This is a genomic window from Capnocytophaga sp. oral taxon 332 str. F0381, from assembly GCF_000318275.2.
Taxonomy (GTDB): domain Bacteria; phylum Bacteroidota; class Bacteroidia; order Flavobacteriales; family Flavobacteriaceae; genus Capnocytophaga; species Capnocytophaga bilenii.
The window spans coordinates 45,449-60,375 of the sequence record NZ_KB291317.1 but is presented as its reverse complement, the minus strand read 5'-3'; the positions used below and the strand labels follow the sequence as shown (position 1 = coordinate 60,375).

Sequence of the window (14,927 nt, the reverse complement as noted above, 5' to 3'; positions counted from 1 at the left end):
GAATTTTGAATTCTGAATTTTGAATTGGGGGGGTAAAAAAACTTTAGCAAACTTTCAGAGTTTGCCAAAGTGTATGGCACACAGGCAATCGAGGAATGGGAGGGTGGATTTGGTGGTATGTGTTAATTTTTTTTTTTGCTATTTGAAAAAAGTTTTATATTTTTGCACGTTGAAAGCAAACTAAATTACTCGTGAATAAGAACTATTTCAAACAAGCTCTCTTTATTGCTCTGTTGGCTACAGCTATTTTTATGGCTTTTAAAGCTTTTTTGCCCAACCGTATTTTTCCTGAAAATAAACATACGGGTAGCAATATTGTAGCCGATAGCTTGATGATTGAGGCTATGGCGGGTAATGAAATAGACAAGGTTTTGGGTGAGGCTGCTGATTCGCTAGCTACAGCTAAAAAATTGCATACAACTGAACAGTATTTGTTTGGCTTTTTTAAAAAGTTGAAACAATTGGAAACTAGTCATCAGGGGCATATTCGCATTGGTTATTACGGTGATTCGATGACTGATGGTGATTTGATAGTGCAGGACTTGCGGTTGCTTTTTCAGAATGCTTTTGGAGGTGAAGGTATTGGTTTTTTACCCATAGCCTCGGAGTCAGCAAAATCACGGGCGAGTGTGTGGCATAGTTATTCAAATACTTGGCGAACACAATCGTATGTGAATGTAAAGAAACCAAGTCGCCCGTTTGGGGTGAGTGGGCAGGTGTTCTTTGTGCAAAGCAATAATAGCTGGTTGCAATATAAGGCATCTAATCAGCCGCATATCAGTATGTTATATGCTCCGCAGTTGTATTACGGGCGTTCGTTGAACAAAGAAGCTAAGGTAGAAATTGTATATAACGACACTGTGAAGGTGGTGAAACCGCTAAATGCGGATAAACCGCTAAATGTGTTGCCGCTAACTGATGGGCTTACTACTAAGGGTGTAAAGATGACTTTCTATCAGGCAGATAGTATTCCTTTTTACGGTGTTAGTTCGGGGCAAAACCAAGGGGTGTATGTAGATAATTTTTCGAGCAGGGGTAATTCGGGCTTACCTATTACGCTTTTTAGTCCTGAACTGATGAATCGGTTTGATAGTGCGTTGGGCGGTTATGACCTTATAGTGCTTCACTTTGGAGCTAATGTGCTGAACTATGGTTCGTTGGATTATTCTTTTTACAAAAAAGGTATGACGAAGGTAGTAAATCAAATAAGGGCTTGTTTTCCGAATGCTTCGGTACTTATCATCTCGACAGCTGATAAATCGAGTAAAATAGATGGGGTGATGAAAACCAATAGGGCTGTAGTTCCTTTGGCTAAAGCACAAGAGGCTTTTGCTAAAGACACAAAGTGTGGGTTTATCAACTTATATGAGCTAATGGGGGGCGAGGGTAGTATGAAAGAATGGGTAGAGGCTACTCCTTCGCTTGCGAGCAAGGATTACACGCACTTCAATGCTAAAGGGGCTAAAAAGGTGGCTCACTTACTTTACAACAAACTGATGGAGGAGTATCACACCCAATATCAGAAAAACAACAAATAAAAGTCCGCTTGTAATAATAAAGAAAATAACAAAACAACTAATGAAAATAAATGTATTAAAGAAACTTTTAGCTTTAGGGGTATTTACTATGACGGTAGGAGCTTACTTGAGTGTAAATTACTCTACAGCTATCAACTTGGCTAATGCAAAACCGCATAATGACCCTATAAAGGCTGCGAATAAGGATGCACTGGCTGAAGCAGCAAACAACGACAGAGACGAAGAGGATAACCCTGCGCCTGAGGCTTTTGATAACTTGTACAATCCTACAGCTCTGAATCCTTTTTTTGAGAAACTGATGAGCTTGGATACATTTCACGATAGGAAAATAAACATCGTACATATAGGGGATTCGCACATACAGGCTGATGTGATGACAAACCTTGTACGCAACAAGCTGCAAGAGAACTTTGGCAATGCTGGGCTGGGGTTGGTATTCCCATATTCGCTACTAAAGACTAACGGAGGTAGGAATGTGTCATTCTCATCAAATATTATTTGGAATGGGGAGAAAACTTCACCACAAACGGGTATTACGGGGTATGCGCTATCGACCAATAAGAAGAATTTTGTGATTGAACTGAACTTGAAGAATAAAGAATACGCTTTTAATACTGTGAAGATTATCACTCCTGATAACCAGCGGCTATTTGAACTGGCTACTAATGTAGGGAAAGTTACGCCTTTGAAGCATTCTACAGCTAAGAGCATCACTCACAAAGTAAGCAAGGGAGAAACGCTATACAGCATTTCGCGAAAGTACCATTCTACTGTAGAACAATTGAAGAAACTTAACCATTTGCAATCGGGGGGAATACGTGTAGGACAGGTGCTAAAAGTGGGTACTAAAGCAGCAGAAAACAATGTAGCTACTAAAGTGGATATGAGTAATGCTACGATATTGGACGGCAATACATTGTATAACTACTATATGTATGACAACTTAGACAGCTCGGAAAAGATTTACTTAACCCCCAATAACGAAAGTGATGCTTTTACGCTTGACGGGATAGTATTGGAAAATAAGAACAATGGCATCATCTATCACACTATAGGGGTGAATGGGGCTCATTTTTCGGACTACAACAAGTCTGCTCGTTTTTTTGAACAAATAAAGGCTTTAGAGCCAGACTTATTGATTATTTCGCTGGGGACTAATGAAACCTTTGGGCGTATGACCGCTGAGCGTTATAATACACAAGTAGCAAAATTTATAGCTGAAGTACGTGCTCATTACGGCAATTGCCCAATACTCTTTACGACTCCACCTCCTTCGCTATATAAGCGCAAGAACCCTAATCCGCTATGTGGGGAATATGCTGATGCTCTTATAGGCAAATCGGTACGAGGGAACTACAGCGTATTTGATTTATATCGCGCATTGGGCGGTAGCGAGGCAATGGATCACTTTATAGACGATCACTTAATTGCCAATGACCGAGTGCATTACACTCGCTCAGGCTATTTGGTGCAAGGCGACTTGTTTTACAACGCATTTATCAGTAACTACTTACTTTACAAAAAACAGTCTAAACTACCTTTAAAACCTTATCTGAATTGAACACAGCAGCCATTGCCACAGAGTGGTGGGAATACTTTAACGGACTTACATATCAGCAAATAACCGATTGGTTTACTTATCATAAAAACAACCCATTATTATTCAGTAGTGGGTTATTTTTAGGGCTTTTTTTAGTTTTTTATGCGGTATATATCGTTACGCGCAAACATTCGCATTTTCGTACGGTGTACGTAACGCTATTTTCACTGTTTTTTTACTATAAAGCTGGAGGTAATTACTTTGTACTTTTGATACTATCTTCGCTAATGGATTATTATTTTGCTGGCGAAATACACAAAAGTGAAAACCCTGCAAGGCGGAAGCTGTTCTTAGCCATTAGTATGGTTACGAACCTTGGGTTGTTGGGATATTTTAAATATACCAACTTCTTGATTGATAGCTTTAATGCTATACTGAGTAGCAACTTTGCCTTACAGGATATATTCCTACCTGTAGGAATTTCATTCTATACTTTCCAGACAATGAGCTACACAATTGATGTGTATAGACGTGAGATAACTCCTGCAAAAAGTTTCTTGGATTTTACATTTTTTGTGTGCTTTTTTCCTCAATTGGTAGCAGGGCCTATAGTGCGTGCTAAAGATTTTATTCCGCAGATATACAAGAAAATAAGCCTAACAAAAGAAGAAACCTCTTTAGCTTTATTTCTAATTATAGGCGGTTTGCTAAAGAAGGCGGTGATTTCGGACTATATTTCACTAAACTTTGTGGATAGAGTGTTTGAAGCTCCTAATAATTATAGCGCTATTGAGAACTTATTGGCGGTATACGGCTATACATTACAGATATATTGTGATTTTTCAGGGTATTCGGATATGGCAATAGGGCTTGCTTTGCTAATGGGTTTTACGCTACCTACGAACTTTCGTACTCCTTACCAATCGCAAAATATCACTGAATTTTGGCGTAGGTGGCATATTTCACTATCTACGTGGCTAAAAGATTATTTATATTTTTCGGTGGGAGGTAACCGAAAAGGTACTTTCTGGGGGTACTTTTTCCCTACTATATTTTTTATAGCAAGCTTTATTTGGGCTTTTAGGATGCTGCCTACCAATAATTTGCCTCTATATATTGTAACGGGAGCATTTTTGTTATTTGCAATAGCTATAATAGTAGCAAAAGACCGAAAAAAAGCTGTGCGAAGCCATTTCAACCAAATGACAACAATGTTGCTGGGGGGCTTATGGCACGGCGCTAACTTGCGATTTATTATATGGGGTGCGCTGCACGGCTTGGCACTTGCCATACACAAAACATTTACCGAATATTTTGGTAAAAAAGACAACAAAAAAACAACTTTATGGCAGCGCTGTAGCAGTGCCTTTTTTGTCCTGCTTACGTTTCATTTTGTGGCTTTTTGCTGGATATTTTTCCGAGCAAAAGATTTTGACATTGCTCTTACCATTATGAATAATATTAGTGAGCTTAGTTGGGATTTTGAAAAGTGGAAAGCTATTGTATTAGGATATGAAAACGTTTGCCTACTAATGGCAATAGGCTATATATGGCACTTTTTCCCTGCTAATATGAACGAACAGCTTAAGAACTTGTTTAACAGTATGCCTATTACCTTTAAAGCTGTGATTATAGCGCTTGTATTTTGGGTAGTATATGCTACTGCCAGCAGTGATGCACAGCCTTTTATTTATTTTCAGTTTTAAATGAAACTTATCACACTCTCCTCTACCGACTCTACCAATCGTTACTTGAAGGACTTGGTGCACAGCGGTGCGTTGTTGCCAAATTTTTTGACGGTATTTACCCCCATACAAACGGCAGGTGTAGGGCAATATGGTGCTAAATGGCAAAGTGCCCCTCATATGAACCTAACTTTCAGCACTCTCTTTACGCCTGAAAACTTGATGATTGAACGCGGATTTGTATTGAATATGTTAGTACCCATAGCCGTAGTAAAAGCTCTAAAAACTTTGGGAATTGCTGAGGAAATAAACATAAAATGGCCTAATGATATTGTAATAACACGGAAGAAAATAGGGGGTATTTTGATAGAAAATATAGTGCAAGGGCAACAGATTATAAAGAGTGTAATAGGAATAGGGCTGAATGTAAATCAAACTAATTTTGAAGGCTTACCCAAAGCATCGTCATTGGCAAAAATTACAGGACACACCCTAGAAGTAAAAAAAGTATTGGAAGAAGTAATGTGCGCCTTGGAAGAAACTTTACTACAGCCAATGGATTTTGAGCAAGTGTATCCTGAATATGAGGCATTGCTATTTGGGCTGGGAAAAGTGGCTACCTTTCGTTTGCCTGAAGGAGAAATCTTTATGGGAATCATTAAAGGCGTAGCTGCCAATGGCAGGCTAATAATAGCTACCGAAAGTGGAGAGAAAGCATTCCGACTAAAAGAAGTAGAAATGCTGTACTAATACGCTATTGCCTATTGACTAATTAATAGTGTCATATTCAATAATAAACACTTCTTCGTCATCGTGTTTTAGATAATAGGCTTCGCGTCCTAATTTTTCTTTACCTTCTTCAGTATAAAGCTCCTCCAATTGTTTTCTATCTACTTCAATCTCCTTTTGTAAGAATTGTTTTTGCTTGTTTAGCTTCTCAATCTCTTTATCGTATTCGTGATGCGCAAGAAATGAGCCAGAGCCTATAAAAATCATAATAATCATAAAAAAGAAGAGCACCGTAAGATATAAACGGTAACCATATAAGAGCGATTTGAGAAAATCTATAGTCTTTCTTTTCATTTTTGATACACTCGGTTATGAACAATCGTTTTAATAATATCAATCGCAACTGTATTGTAGCGATTATTAGGGATTATAATATCGGCAAACTCCTTCATAGGTTCAATAAACTGCATATGCATAGGCTTAAGCGTGTTTTGATAACGATTGAGCACCTCTTCTACATCACGACCTCGCTCGGTAATATCACGCTTGATGCGGCGAATTAGACGTTCGTCAGAATCGGCGTGAACAAATATTTTGATATTGAACAAATCGCGAATATCAGGGTGAGAAAAAATAAGTATCCCCTCAACAATCACCACATTAGTAGGCTTGACCAGCACAGTTTCTTTGGTACGATTGTGCTCTACAAATGAATAAGTAGGAGTATCAATAGTTTTTCCTGCTTTTAGTGCAAGAAGATGCTCTTTAAGAAGATCAAAATCAATAGAATTAGGATGGTCAAAATTTATTTGTGTACGCTGTTCAAAGGTAAGATGCGAAAGATCTTTATAATACGAATCCTGTGAAATAACTGTAACATCTTCAGCAGAAAGTTCATTAACAATCTGATTTACAACTGTAGTTTTACCACAGCCTGTACCCCCTGTAATTCCTATAATAAGCATTTTATTCTGAGTTATGAATTTTGAATTATAATCTGGGTGCAAAGATACAAAATAATGTTTAATGTTCAATGTTTTATCTACCACATACGATACCTTGCCAATTCTTTATTTTCAACAAAGGAAAGTAGGCGAGCAGGCTGGAAAATAAATTTGGCTATTCAAAATAAAATTCTTACATTTGTGCCATAATTAAAAAATAAACTAATATGAAAAAAGTAATGATTACTGTTGCCTTGGCAATAGCTTGCTGGGGTGGCGCACAAGCTCAAAAAATTAACCTTACCAAGGCTGCAAGTGCTGCAGTAAAAGGAGCTAAAGCACTTACTTTTAGCAACGAAGATGCTATAAAGCTCTCTAAAGAATCTGTAGAATGGATGGATGCTCACAACCCTGTTACGGACAGCAAAAATGCTTATACTAAAAGGCTTAACCGCCTATTTGGCAAACACAAAAGCGAAGACGGGCTTACCCTAAACTACAAAGTATATAACGTGGTAGATATCAATGCTTTTGCTTGTGCCGATGGCAGTGTGCGTGTGTTCTCGTCATTGATGGATTTGATGACTGATGATGAACTATTGGCTATCATTGGGCACGAAATAGGACACGTGAAAAACGAAGACACTAAAGATGCTATTAAAGCAGCCTACACCCGTGCAGCACTGCAAGAAGCAGGTGCAGCCGCTTCGGAAAGCGTACGAAAACTCAGCGATACCGAACTTGGAGAAATGGCTGAAGGTATATTGGGAGCTTCACACAGCAAAAAACAAGAATCACAAGCCGATGAATACGCTTATAACTTTATGAAAAAACACGGTTATGACGTAGTTGCAGTTTATACTGCCTTCAAAAAGTTGGCATTACTTTCAAAGGGAGATACACAAAGCAAATTTCAAAAGATGATGAGCTCACACCCTGATAGCGAAAAACGTGCTGAAGCTGCTAAAAAACGCGCTATCAAAGACGGGCTTTGGAAAGACCCAGGAGAAGTAACACTGCCCAAAACTCCTATAAAATAACCCTTTTATCACCAATACTTGAGGGAGTCTGAAAAGTTTTAATGCTAAAAGTATTTGATTATCAGTTCTATAATTATTAACATCCCCCCTACCCCCTTTGAAGGGGGAAGTGGCGCATTTGTACTATTAAAGACTCTTTGGACTGCCTCAAGTTTTTGGATTGTCATACTACAAGCCTTGGTAAAAATTGATTATTAATTATAAAATTCCTATAACCATAACCATCAGTAACATTGAGAAAAAAACAAAATACACTGAAAAAAACAAGAAGAAAACCCACCACATACCATACTCCTAAAAAAAAGAAATTATCGGCAGTACTGAAGTATTTGCTGCTATTTTTTGTATTGCTAATAGCACTCTTAATGGCTGGCACATTCTACTTGCGAGCTTATTATCCTACTTATTACCAAAAAATACTCAACAAACTTTTTTATAGCAAAACTAATACTCTATACGAAAACGAACGCATTGCCCGTATCATTACCTTGCACAGTGATAAAATATTTGGGATAGACCTCTCCCACTACCAAGAACGTGATGAAATACAATGGGATAGCCTTTATATTACAGATAAAAGGGCTAAATACCCTTTGCAATTTGCTGTTTTTAGAGCTACAATGGGCAACCAAACTACTGATAAAAACTTTGCTCATTTTTGGGTAGAAGCCAAAAAACACAACTTGATACGCGGTGCCTACCACTACTACCGCCCCGATGAAGACCCTGTAAAACAAGCTAATTCGTATATCAATAACGCTCCATTAGAAAAGGGTGATTTGCTTCCTATCATTGATGTAGAGCAATTGCCTAAAGAAAAATCGGTAGTACAATTTTTAAAAGATATACAAACTTGGCTGGACTTGGTAGAAAAACATTTTCAGCGAAAACCGATTCTTTACACTTATATCAATTTTTACGAAGAACATTTGTACTCAATGTTTGGAGACTATCCTCTGTGGGTAGCCAATTACAATAATGTAGCTATCCCTACTCACGTTTTTAAATGGCAATTTTGGCAATTTACCGAAAATGGTATTACCCCAGGTGCTAAAGTGAAAATAGATTTCAACGTATTTAATGGAGATAAGGAAAAACTTAAAACCTTCTTAATCAAATAAAAAGATGACAAAAAAAGACTTGCGGAAAATTTATATGCAAAAGCGCAGCACTCTTACCCCAGAAGAACGTGCCGCTATGAGCCAAAAAATAACCGATGAACTCATAGCTATGGAAGCTCTTTGGCAATTTAAAACTTTTCATATATTCCTAACTATAAAAAAACTAAACGAGATAGATACCGCCCCCCTAATAGCCTTTATGCAGAAGAAAAACAGGCAAATAGTGGTACCACGAATGAACCCTCAAACTAAAAACATAGATTCGGTACTGCTAACTAATGATACTATATTGGAAACAAATGCTTGGGGAATAGACGAACCTAAAGGGGGTAAGATTATCTCGCCCGATAAAATAGATGTTGTATTCGTGCCTCTATTAGCTTGCGACTATCGGGGTAATCGGATTGGCTATGGTGGCGGCTATTACGATCGCTTTTTAGCGCAATGTAAGCCTGATGTACTAAAAATAGGTCTTTCATTCTTCTCCCCCGAAACTGATTTATCACCTTTTATGACTGAAAAGGACATACGGGTAAGTCTTGTTTGTACTCCTTAAAAGTAAAAGCATCGAAGGAGATATTGCCGACAAAGCTAAACACGATTTCTTCTTCTTTGAAACTGTATTAGGAGTAGGAGGAACATTTAGGTTTTAAGCGTTTTTATAAGACATAAAAAAATCCGGTAGCGTTTTGCTATCGGATTTTTTTATGGTTTGTTATTGTATAGTTACGCATAGAATAGTTGCGTAATTATAGAGTTGAAAAAGATAATTACTATACTTGTCCATACAAATGATAGGGTGCTTGCTTTACCTACATCAAGTGCGCCTCCTTTCATATAATAGCCGTGATATGAGGGAATTGTAGCTAATAAAAAGGCAAATATAAGCGTTTTGGTGAGTGCGTAAAACAAACTGTACATAGTAAAATCATATTGTACCCCTTGTACAAACTCGCTCGTTGTAGAATAACCACTTGCTACTGATGATATCCAGCCTCCTAATACTCCTATTACCATTGCTAAGGCTATTAAAAAAGGCATAAAAAGCATTGCTATGATTTTAGGAAACACTAAGTAATTCACTGAATTTACTCCCATAATATCAAGGGCGTCTATTTGTTCTGTTACTCGCATTGTTCCTATACTTGAAGTGATAAATGATCCTACCCTACCTGCTAATACTATTGAAATAAAGGTAGGAGCAAACTCTAACACTATAGATTGGCGTGTGGCAAACCCTATCAGATACTTTGGAATAAAAGGATTATTTACATTCAATGCTGTTTGTACTGCCACTACAGCTCCTACAAAGAATGAAATAAAAAGCACAATACCCAATGAATTTAGTATAAGATCTTCCAACTCACGCATTATTAAATCTTTTGTAATAGACCAACGCGTCTGTTTCCTAAAAACGTTATAGAGCATCACAAAATAACCAGCAATAGCTACGAAGTGTTTTTCGAATGGTTTTTCTAGTATTTCTATTATCTTTAGCATCTTTTTTATTAGTGTTTAAAGTGTCGTACTCCAGTAAGCACCATTGCTATTTGGTGGGCATTACAATAGTCGATACTTAAATTGTCTTTTATAGACCCTCCGGGTTGTATTACGGAACGAATACCTGCTTTACCGGCAATCTCTACGCAATCGGGGAAAGGGAAAAAGGCATCGCTTGCCATTACAGCTCCGTTAAGGTCAAATTTAAATTCTTTAGCTTTCTCGATAGCTTGTTTAAGAGCATCTACACGGCTTGTTTGTCCTGTACCACTGGCTATAAGTTGTTTGTTTTTGGCAAGCACTATGGTATTAGACTTAGTGTTTTTGCATATTTTAGAGGCAAAGAACAAGTCTTCAAGGTCTTCTGCACTTGGTTTAGTATCGGTAACGTATTGCAAATCGGTGATTGAGTCGGTTTTAAGGTCTTTATCTTGCACCAAATAACCATTTAGGCAGGAACGAACACTTATTGTAGGCAATTGCAATTGTTTTTGCACTAAAATAATGCGGTTTTTCTTCTGTTTTAGTACTTCTAACGCTTCATCGGTATATGATGGTGCAATAATGACTTCAAAGAACAAAGAATGAATATCTTCGGCTGTACCTAAATCAATGGTTGTATTAGCGATAAGGATACCTCCAAAAGCCGATACGGGGTCGCCTGCTAAGGCTGCTTGGTAGGCTTCCCTGATGGTGTTGCGTGTAGCTACTCCGCAAGCATTATTATGCTTTAAGATAGCAAAAGTAGGGGCATCATTGGCGAACTCGCTAATTAGGTTTACCGCAGCATCTACGTCTAACAAGTTGTTGTATGAAAGTTCTTTGCCGTGTAGTTTAGTGAAGAGCGCTTCAAAATCCCCATAAAAACGTCCTTGCTGGTGAGGGTTTTCGCCATAACGCAATACCTCGCCACGGGGTTCGCTTAGTTTTAGTGCTGGAAGTTGTTCGGTTTGGTTGAAATAGTTGAAGATAGCGGTGTCGTAATGTGATGACACTTGGAAAGCTTTTGCAGCAAATGTTTTGCGTTGTGCCAATGTGGTACTTCCTTTTTGGTCATTTAATATTTGCAATAGAGCACCATATTCATCTACTGATGCTACACAAAGCACATCTTTGAAGTTTTTAGCTGCCGCACGGATAAGGGAAATACCTCCTATATCAATTTTTTCAATAATCTCTTCTTGAGTAGCACCGCTGGCTACCGTTTTTTCAAAAGGATACAAATCTACAATCACTACATCTATTTGTGGGATTGTGTATTGTTTCATTTCCTTAATATCGGTTTCGTTGTCTTGCCGATTTAGGATTCCCCCAAATATTTTGGGGTGTAATGTCTTCACTCTACCTCCAAAGATAGAGGGGTAGTTGGTAATTGTTTCAACAGGGATTACTTCTACTCCTAATTTTTTAATAAAGGCTTCTGTACCTCCGGTGGAATAGATTGTAAAATCTAAATCTTTCATTTTTTGAATGATAGGCTCTAATCCTGTCTTATCAAAAACGGAAATCAATGCTGATTTTGCTTGCTTTGCAGTGCTCATTTGGAAAAATATTTGTATTTTTACGCTGCAAAGATAGTAAATAATTGATAATTAGCAATTGATAATTGACAAATCTTTTTTGTTTATCCTTCGCTAATCCTTCGCTAATCCTTCGCTCAAGGTTCGGTGAGAAGAATTGGGAATTTTGAATTTTGAATTGGCGGGGCAGTGGAACGGGAGGTTATGAGTTTGTAGAAAAAGATTTTTCAGATAGTCTTTTAATTCATAATTATTTCATATATTTGCAGAAAAATATTTTTGCTGACTGAAAGAGTTTTGTTTTGTGAGGCTGATTAATTTTTGGGATAGCTTCTGGCTGTAAAAACTGAGAACTAACTATGTTTATTTATTTACAATTATTAAAAGAGAGTTTTAATTTTGCTATTAAGTCGTTACGTGATAATAAGTTGCGTACCTTCCTTTCGCTCTTGGGCGTTACGGTGGGTATTTTCTCTATTATTTCGGTATTATCGGCAGTTGATTCTCTCAATAAAAGCATACAGGATAGTCTTGCGGGGCTTGACAAGAATATGATTACGCTTTCTAAATTCTCTTTTGCTCCTACTGATGTACCTCGCTGGCAGCGGCTTCGTTTTCCGCAAGTTACTTATCAGGAGTTTGAATTCTTAAAGCGGGAACTTCCTAATACTGAGGCTGTGGTTTATAGTATGTTTGGTGTAAATACTACTGCCAAATACAATGGAAAAACGCTCTCTAACCTGAATGTACAAGCTACGTCCTCGGGTGTGGAGCTTATCAATGACATTAAAATGGAAAAAGGGAGGATTTACAACGAGGCTGAAACTAATGCTGGTAGCCCTGTGGTTCTTTTAGGGCATTCTATTGCTGAACAGTTATTTGGTTATGAAGACCCGTTGGGTAAAGAGGTGCGTATGTTTGGCAGGAAACTTATGGTTATAGGGGTGCTTAAAAAATATGGAGAGATGGGAAATGGTGCTGACGATAATGCTTATGTGCCTGCTAACTTTGTACGTAATTTTATGAATACAGGTCCGCAGGGAATGCCTTGTGGTGTAACTATAAAACCTAAGAAGGGGGTGGATGCTGCTGAATTTGAAGGTGTTTTACGGCAGAAACTCCGCACTTATAGGGGATTGAAACCTAATGATATAGACAATTTTTTCCTGAATAAAATTTCTTCTCTTACTGATATGATTGACCAAACTATTGGTATGATGAATGTTGTAGGTTGGATTATTGGAGGTTTTTCTATATTGGTAGGCGGTTTTGGGATTGCTAATATTATGTTTGTAAGCGTAAAAGAACGGACTAATCTTATCGGGGTACAGAAGTCATTGGGTGCTAAAAATCAATTTATTTTGTTTCAATTTCTTTTTGAAGCGGTGCTATTGGCTATTTTTGGTGGATTGCTTGGTTTAATTGCAGTTTGGGCACTCACGATAGGTATTAGTGCTTCTTTTGATGAGTTTAAGTTTGTGTTATCTGTTAAAAATATAAGTATAGGTTTGGGTATTTCGCTTGTAGTAGGCTTACTTTCGGGTATTATTCCTGCCTCGAGTGCTGCGCGGTTAAATCCTGTGGAGGCTATCAGAACGGGACAATGATAATTAATTCATAATTCTTAAAATGAAAACATATGCTTTAATAGGTCGTAATATTTCGTATTCTTTTTCACGTAATTATTTCAGCGAGAAGTTCGCACGTGAAGGTATTACTGATTCTCAGTATATCAATTTTGATATTCAGACACTTGATGAGCTCCCTGCGCTATTAAAAGCCACTCCTACTCTTAAAGGAATGAATGTTACGATTCCTTATAAACGTGATATTATCTCACTACTCGCGGCTATTGAGCCCACAGCTCACCAAATAGGGGCTGTGAATACTATTAAGCCTACTCCTATAGGGCTTATAGGTTACAATACCGATTATTACGGTTTCACCGAATCTCTAAAACCTTTATTACAACTTCATCACACACAGGCACTTATATTGGGTACGGGCGGTGCTTCGGGGGCAGTGGCTTATAGCTTGCAGCAGTTGGGCATTGGTTATACTTTTGTATCACGTAGCTCCAAAGAAGGACAGCTGGCTTATCACCAGCTTTCTCCTGCTATTATAGAGGCACATACACTTATTATTAACTGTACTCCTTTAGGTACGTATCCTAATATTACTGATTGCCCTCCTCTGCCCTATCAATACCTTAGTGGGCAGCACTTGTTGTACGACCTTATTTATAATCCTGCACAGACTACTTTTTTGGCGTTGGGCACACAGTTAGGGGCTACTACTTGTAACGGACAAAAGATGCTGGAGTTACAAGCTGAAAAAGCTTGGGAAATATGGAATTCATAACACAAAAAAAGAGGCTAAGTGCCTCTTTTTTCGTCTTTATTTTTTCTTTTGTTATTTTCTATTCCACTGGTAAGCTAACAATGTATTCTTCAAAAGCATTGCTATAGTCATAGGACCTACTCCACCAGGTACTGGCGTAATAAAACTTGCTTTATCCTTTACCTCATTAAAAGCTACATCGCCTACGATGCGGTATCCTTTGGCGGTGCTGTCGTCCTTTAGGCGTGTAATCCCTACATCTATAATCGTAACGCCTTCTTTTACCATATCGCCTTTTAGAAACTCTGGTATACCTAATGCCATCACGATAATATCTGCCTGACGAGTAAAGTCCGCAAGGTTAGGAGTATGGCTGTGGGTGAGCGTAACTGTAGCGTTGCCTTGCGCTCCTTTTTGACTGAGCAAGATGCTGATAGGTCTGCCCACGATATGCGAGCGTCCCACAACTACTACGTGTTTGCCTTTAGTAGGCACTTCATAACGTTTTAGGAGTTCCATAATACCAAAAGGAGTAGCAGGAATAAAAGCTTCCATATCTAAAGCTATCCTACCAAAATTGGAAGGGTGAAAGCCATCTACATCTTTTTTAGGATCTACTGCCAAGAGTATCTTCTGCTCATCAATATGCTTAGGCAAAGGCAACTGCACTATATAGCCGTCAATATCTGGATTGGCGTTAAGTTTATCAATCTCTTTCAAAAGAACCTCCTCAGTAATATCGGCAGGAAGTTTCACAAGGGTAGAAGCAAATCCTACCTGCTCACAAGCCTTTACTTTGCTCCCTACATAGGTAAGGCTAGCCCCATCATCACCTACTAATACAGCTGCCAAATGAGGCGCTTTTTTGCCTGCTGCTTTCAGTTGTTTTACCTCTTCAGCAATTTCTTGTTTCAGGGTTTCTGAAGTTTTTTTTCCGTCTAAAATAGTCATTTTTTTTAGTTGTTATTGT

13 protein-coding genes and 1 pseudogene are annotated in these 14,927 nt (G+C 38.1%); 9 read left to right on the top strand and 5 right to left on the bottom strand.

Annotated elements, in window-relative coordinates; all coding sequences use genetic code 11:
• Positions 1-191: 191 nt before the first annotated feature.
• From HMPREF9075_RS07305 to HMPREF9075_RS07290, 4 genes and pseudogenes are all read left to right on the top strand, one after another.
• Positions 192-1,535 (top strand): annotated as a pseudogene (locus tag HMPREF9075_RS07305) (GDSL-type esterase/lipase family protein); the annotation flags it as partial.
• A 43-nt stretch (positions 1,536-1,578) separates the two neighbouring features.
• On the top strand, positions 1,579-3,099 hold the full coding sequence (locus tag HMPREF9075_RS07300) for a LysM peptidoglycan-binding domain-containing protein (RefSeq protein WP_009415873.1): 1,521 nt from the start codon (positions 1,579-1,581) through the stop codon (positions 3,097-3,099).
• Entirely contained in the window at positions 3,096-4,784 is a 1,689-nt protein-coding gene (locus HMPREF9075_RS07295; RefSeq protein ID WP_009415872.1) for an MBOAT family protein, read from the top strand. Before HMPREF9075_RS07300 ends, HMPREF9075_RS07295 begins: the two co-directional genes overlap by 4 nt.
• Positions 4,785-5,513, top strand: coding sequence for a biotin--[acetyl-CoA-carboxylase] ligase (locus HMPREF9075_RS07290; protein ID WP_009415871.1), 729 nt, complete (start codon positions 4,785-4,787; stop codon positions 5,511-5,513).
• Between the two features lie 18 nt (positions 5,514-5,531).
• On the opposite strand, the gene HMPREF9075_RS07285 is transcribed toward HMPREF9075_RS07290, so the two are convergent.
• Positions 5,532-5,846 carry a DUF5320 domain-containing protein gene (locus HMPREF9075_RS07285; RefSeq protein ID WP_009415870.1) on the bottom strand — a complete coding sequence of 105 codons (315 nt, stop codon included), beginning with the start codon at positions 5,844-5,846 and terminating at the stop codon, positions 5,532-5,534.
• Positions 5,843-6,457, bottom strand: coding sequence for a uridine kinase (gene udk, locus HMPREF9075_RS07280; protein ID WP_034557153.1), 615 nt, complete (start codon positions 6,455-6,457; stop codon positions 5,843-5,845). The genes HMPREF9075_RS07285 and udk overlap by 4 nt, the downstream gene beginning before the upstream one ends.
• Before the next feature lie 206 nt (positions 6,458-6,663).
• Here udk and HMPREF9075_RS07275 point away from each other — a divergent pair, with 206 nt between their 5' ends.
• The 3 genes from HMPREF9075_RS07275 (at position 6,664) to HMPREF9075_RS07265 (ending at position 9,153) form a co-directional block, all read left to right on the top strand.
• Complete coding sequence (locus HMPREF9075_RS07275; RefSeq protein ID WP_009415867.1) at positions 6,664-7,476, top strand: M48 family metallopeptidase; 813 nt, start codon at positions 6,664-6,666, stop codon at positions 7,474-7,476.
• Between the two features lie 254 nt (positions 7,477-7,730).
• Entirely contained in the window at positions 7,731-8,597 is an 867-nt protein-coding gene (locus tag HMPREF9075_RS07270; protein WP_034557149.1) for a GH25 family lysozyme, read from the top strand.
• 4 nt (positions 8,598-8,601) lie between these two features.
• A complete protein-coding gene (locus HMPREF9075_RS07265; RefSeq protein WP_009415864.1) occupies positions 8,602-9,153 on the top strand; it encodes a 5-formyltetrahydrofolate cyclo-ligase in 552 nt (183 codons plus the stop codon).
• Positions 9,154-9,323: 170 nt separating this feature from the next.
• Here HMPREF9075_RS07265 and HMPREF9075_RS07260 read toward each other — a convergent pair whose 3' ends face one another.
• Together HMPREF9075_RS07260 and purH are read right to left on the bottom strand one after the other, a co-directional pair.
• Entirely contained in the window at positions 9,324-10,097 is a 774-nt protein-coding gene (locus tag HMPREF9075_RS07260) for an ABC transporter permease (protein ID WP_009415863.1), read from the bottom strand.
• 8 nt (positions 10,098-10,105) lie between these two features.
• The gene (gene purH / locus HMPREF9075_RS07255; RefSeq protein ID WP_009415862.1) at positions 10,106-11,638 is read right to left on the bottom strand and encodes a bifunctional phosphoribosylaminoimidazolecarboxamide formyltransferase/IMP cyclohydrolase; all 1,533 of its coding nucleotides are present in this window, start codon (positions 11,636-11,638) and stop codon (positions 10,106-10,108) included.
• 338 nt (positions 11,639-11,976) lie between these two features.
• On the opposite strand from purH, the gene HMPREF9075_RS07250 reads away from it, so the two are divergent.
• Together HMPREF9075_RS07250 and HMPREF9075_RS07245 are read left to right on the top strand one after the other, a co-directional pair.
• Positions 11,977-13,224, top strand: a complete 1,248-nt coding sequence (locus tag HMPREF9075_RS07250; protein WP_009415861.1) for an ABC transporter permease — start codon at positions 11,977-11,979, stop codon at positions 13,222-13,224.
• Between the two features lie 22 nt (positions 13,225-13,246).
• Positions 13,247-13,978: a shikimate dehydrogenase gene (locus HMPREF9075_RS07245; RefSeq protein ID WP_009415860.1), complete on the top strand. Its 732-nt coding sequence runs from the start codon at positions 13,247-13,249 to the stop codon at positions 13,976-13,978.
• A 51-nt stretch (positions 13,979-14,029) separates the two neighbouring features.
• Here the strand turns inward: HMPREF9075_RS07245 and folD are convergent, their stop codons facing one another.
• Complete coding sequence (folD, locus tag HMPREF9075_RS07240) at positions 14,030-14,908, bottom strand: bifunctional methylenetetrahydrofolate dehydrogenase/methenyltetrahydrofolate cyclohydrolase FolD (RefSeq protein WP_009415859.1); 879 nt, start codon at positions 14,906-14,908, stop codon at positions 14,030-14,032.
• Between the last annotated feature and the right edge of the window lie 19 nt (positions 14,909-14,927).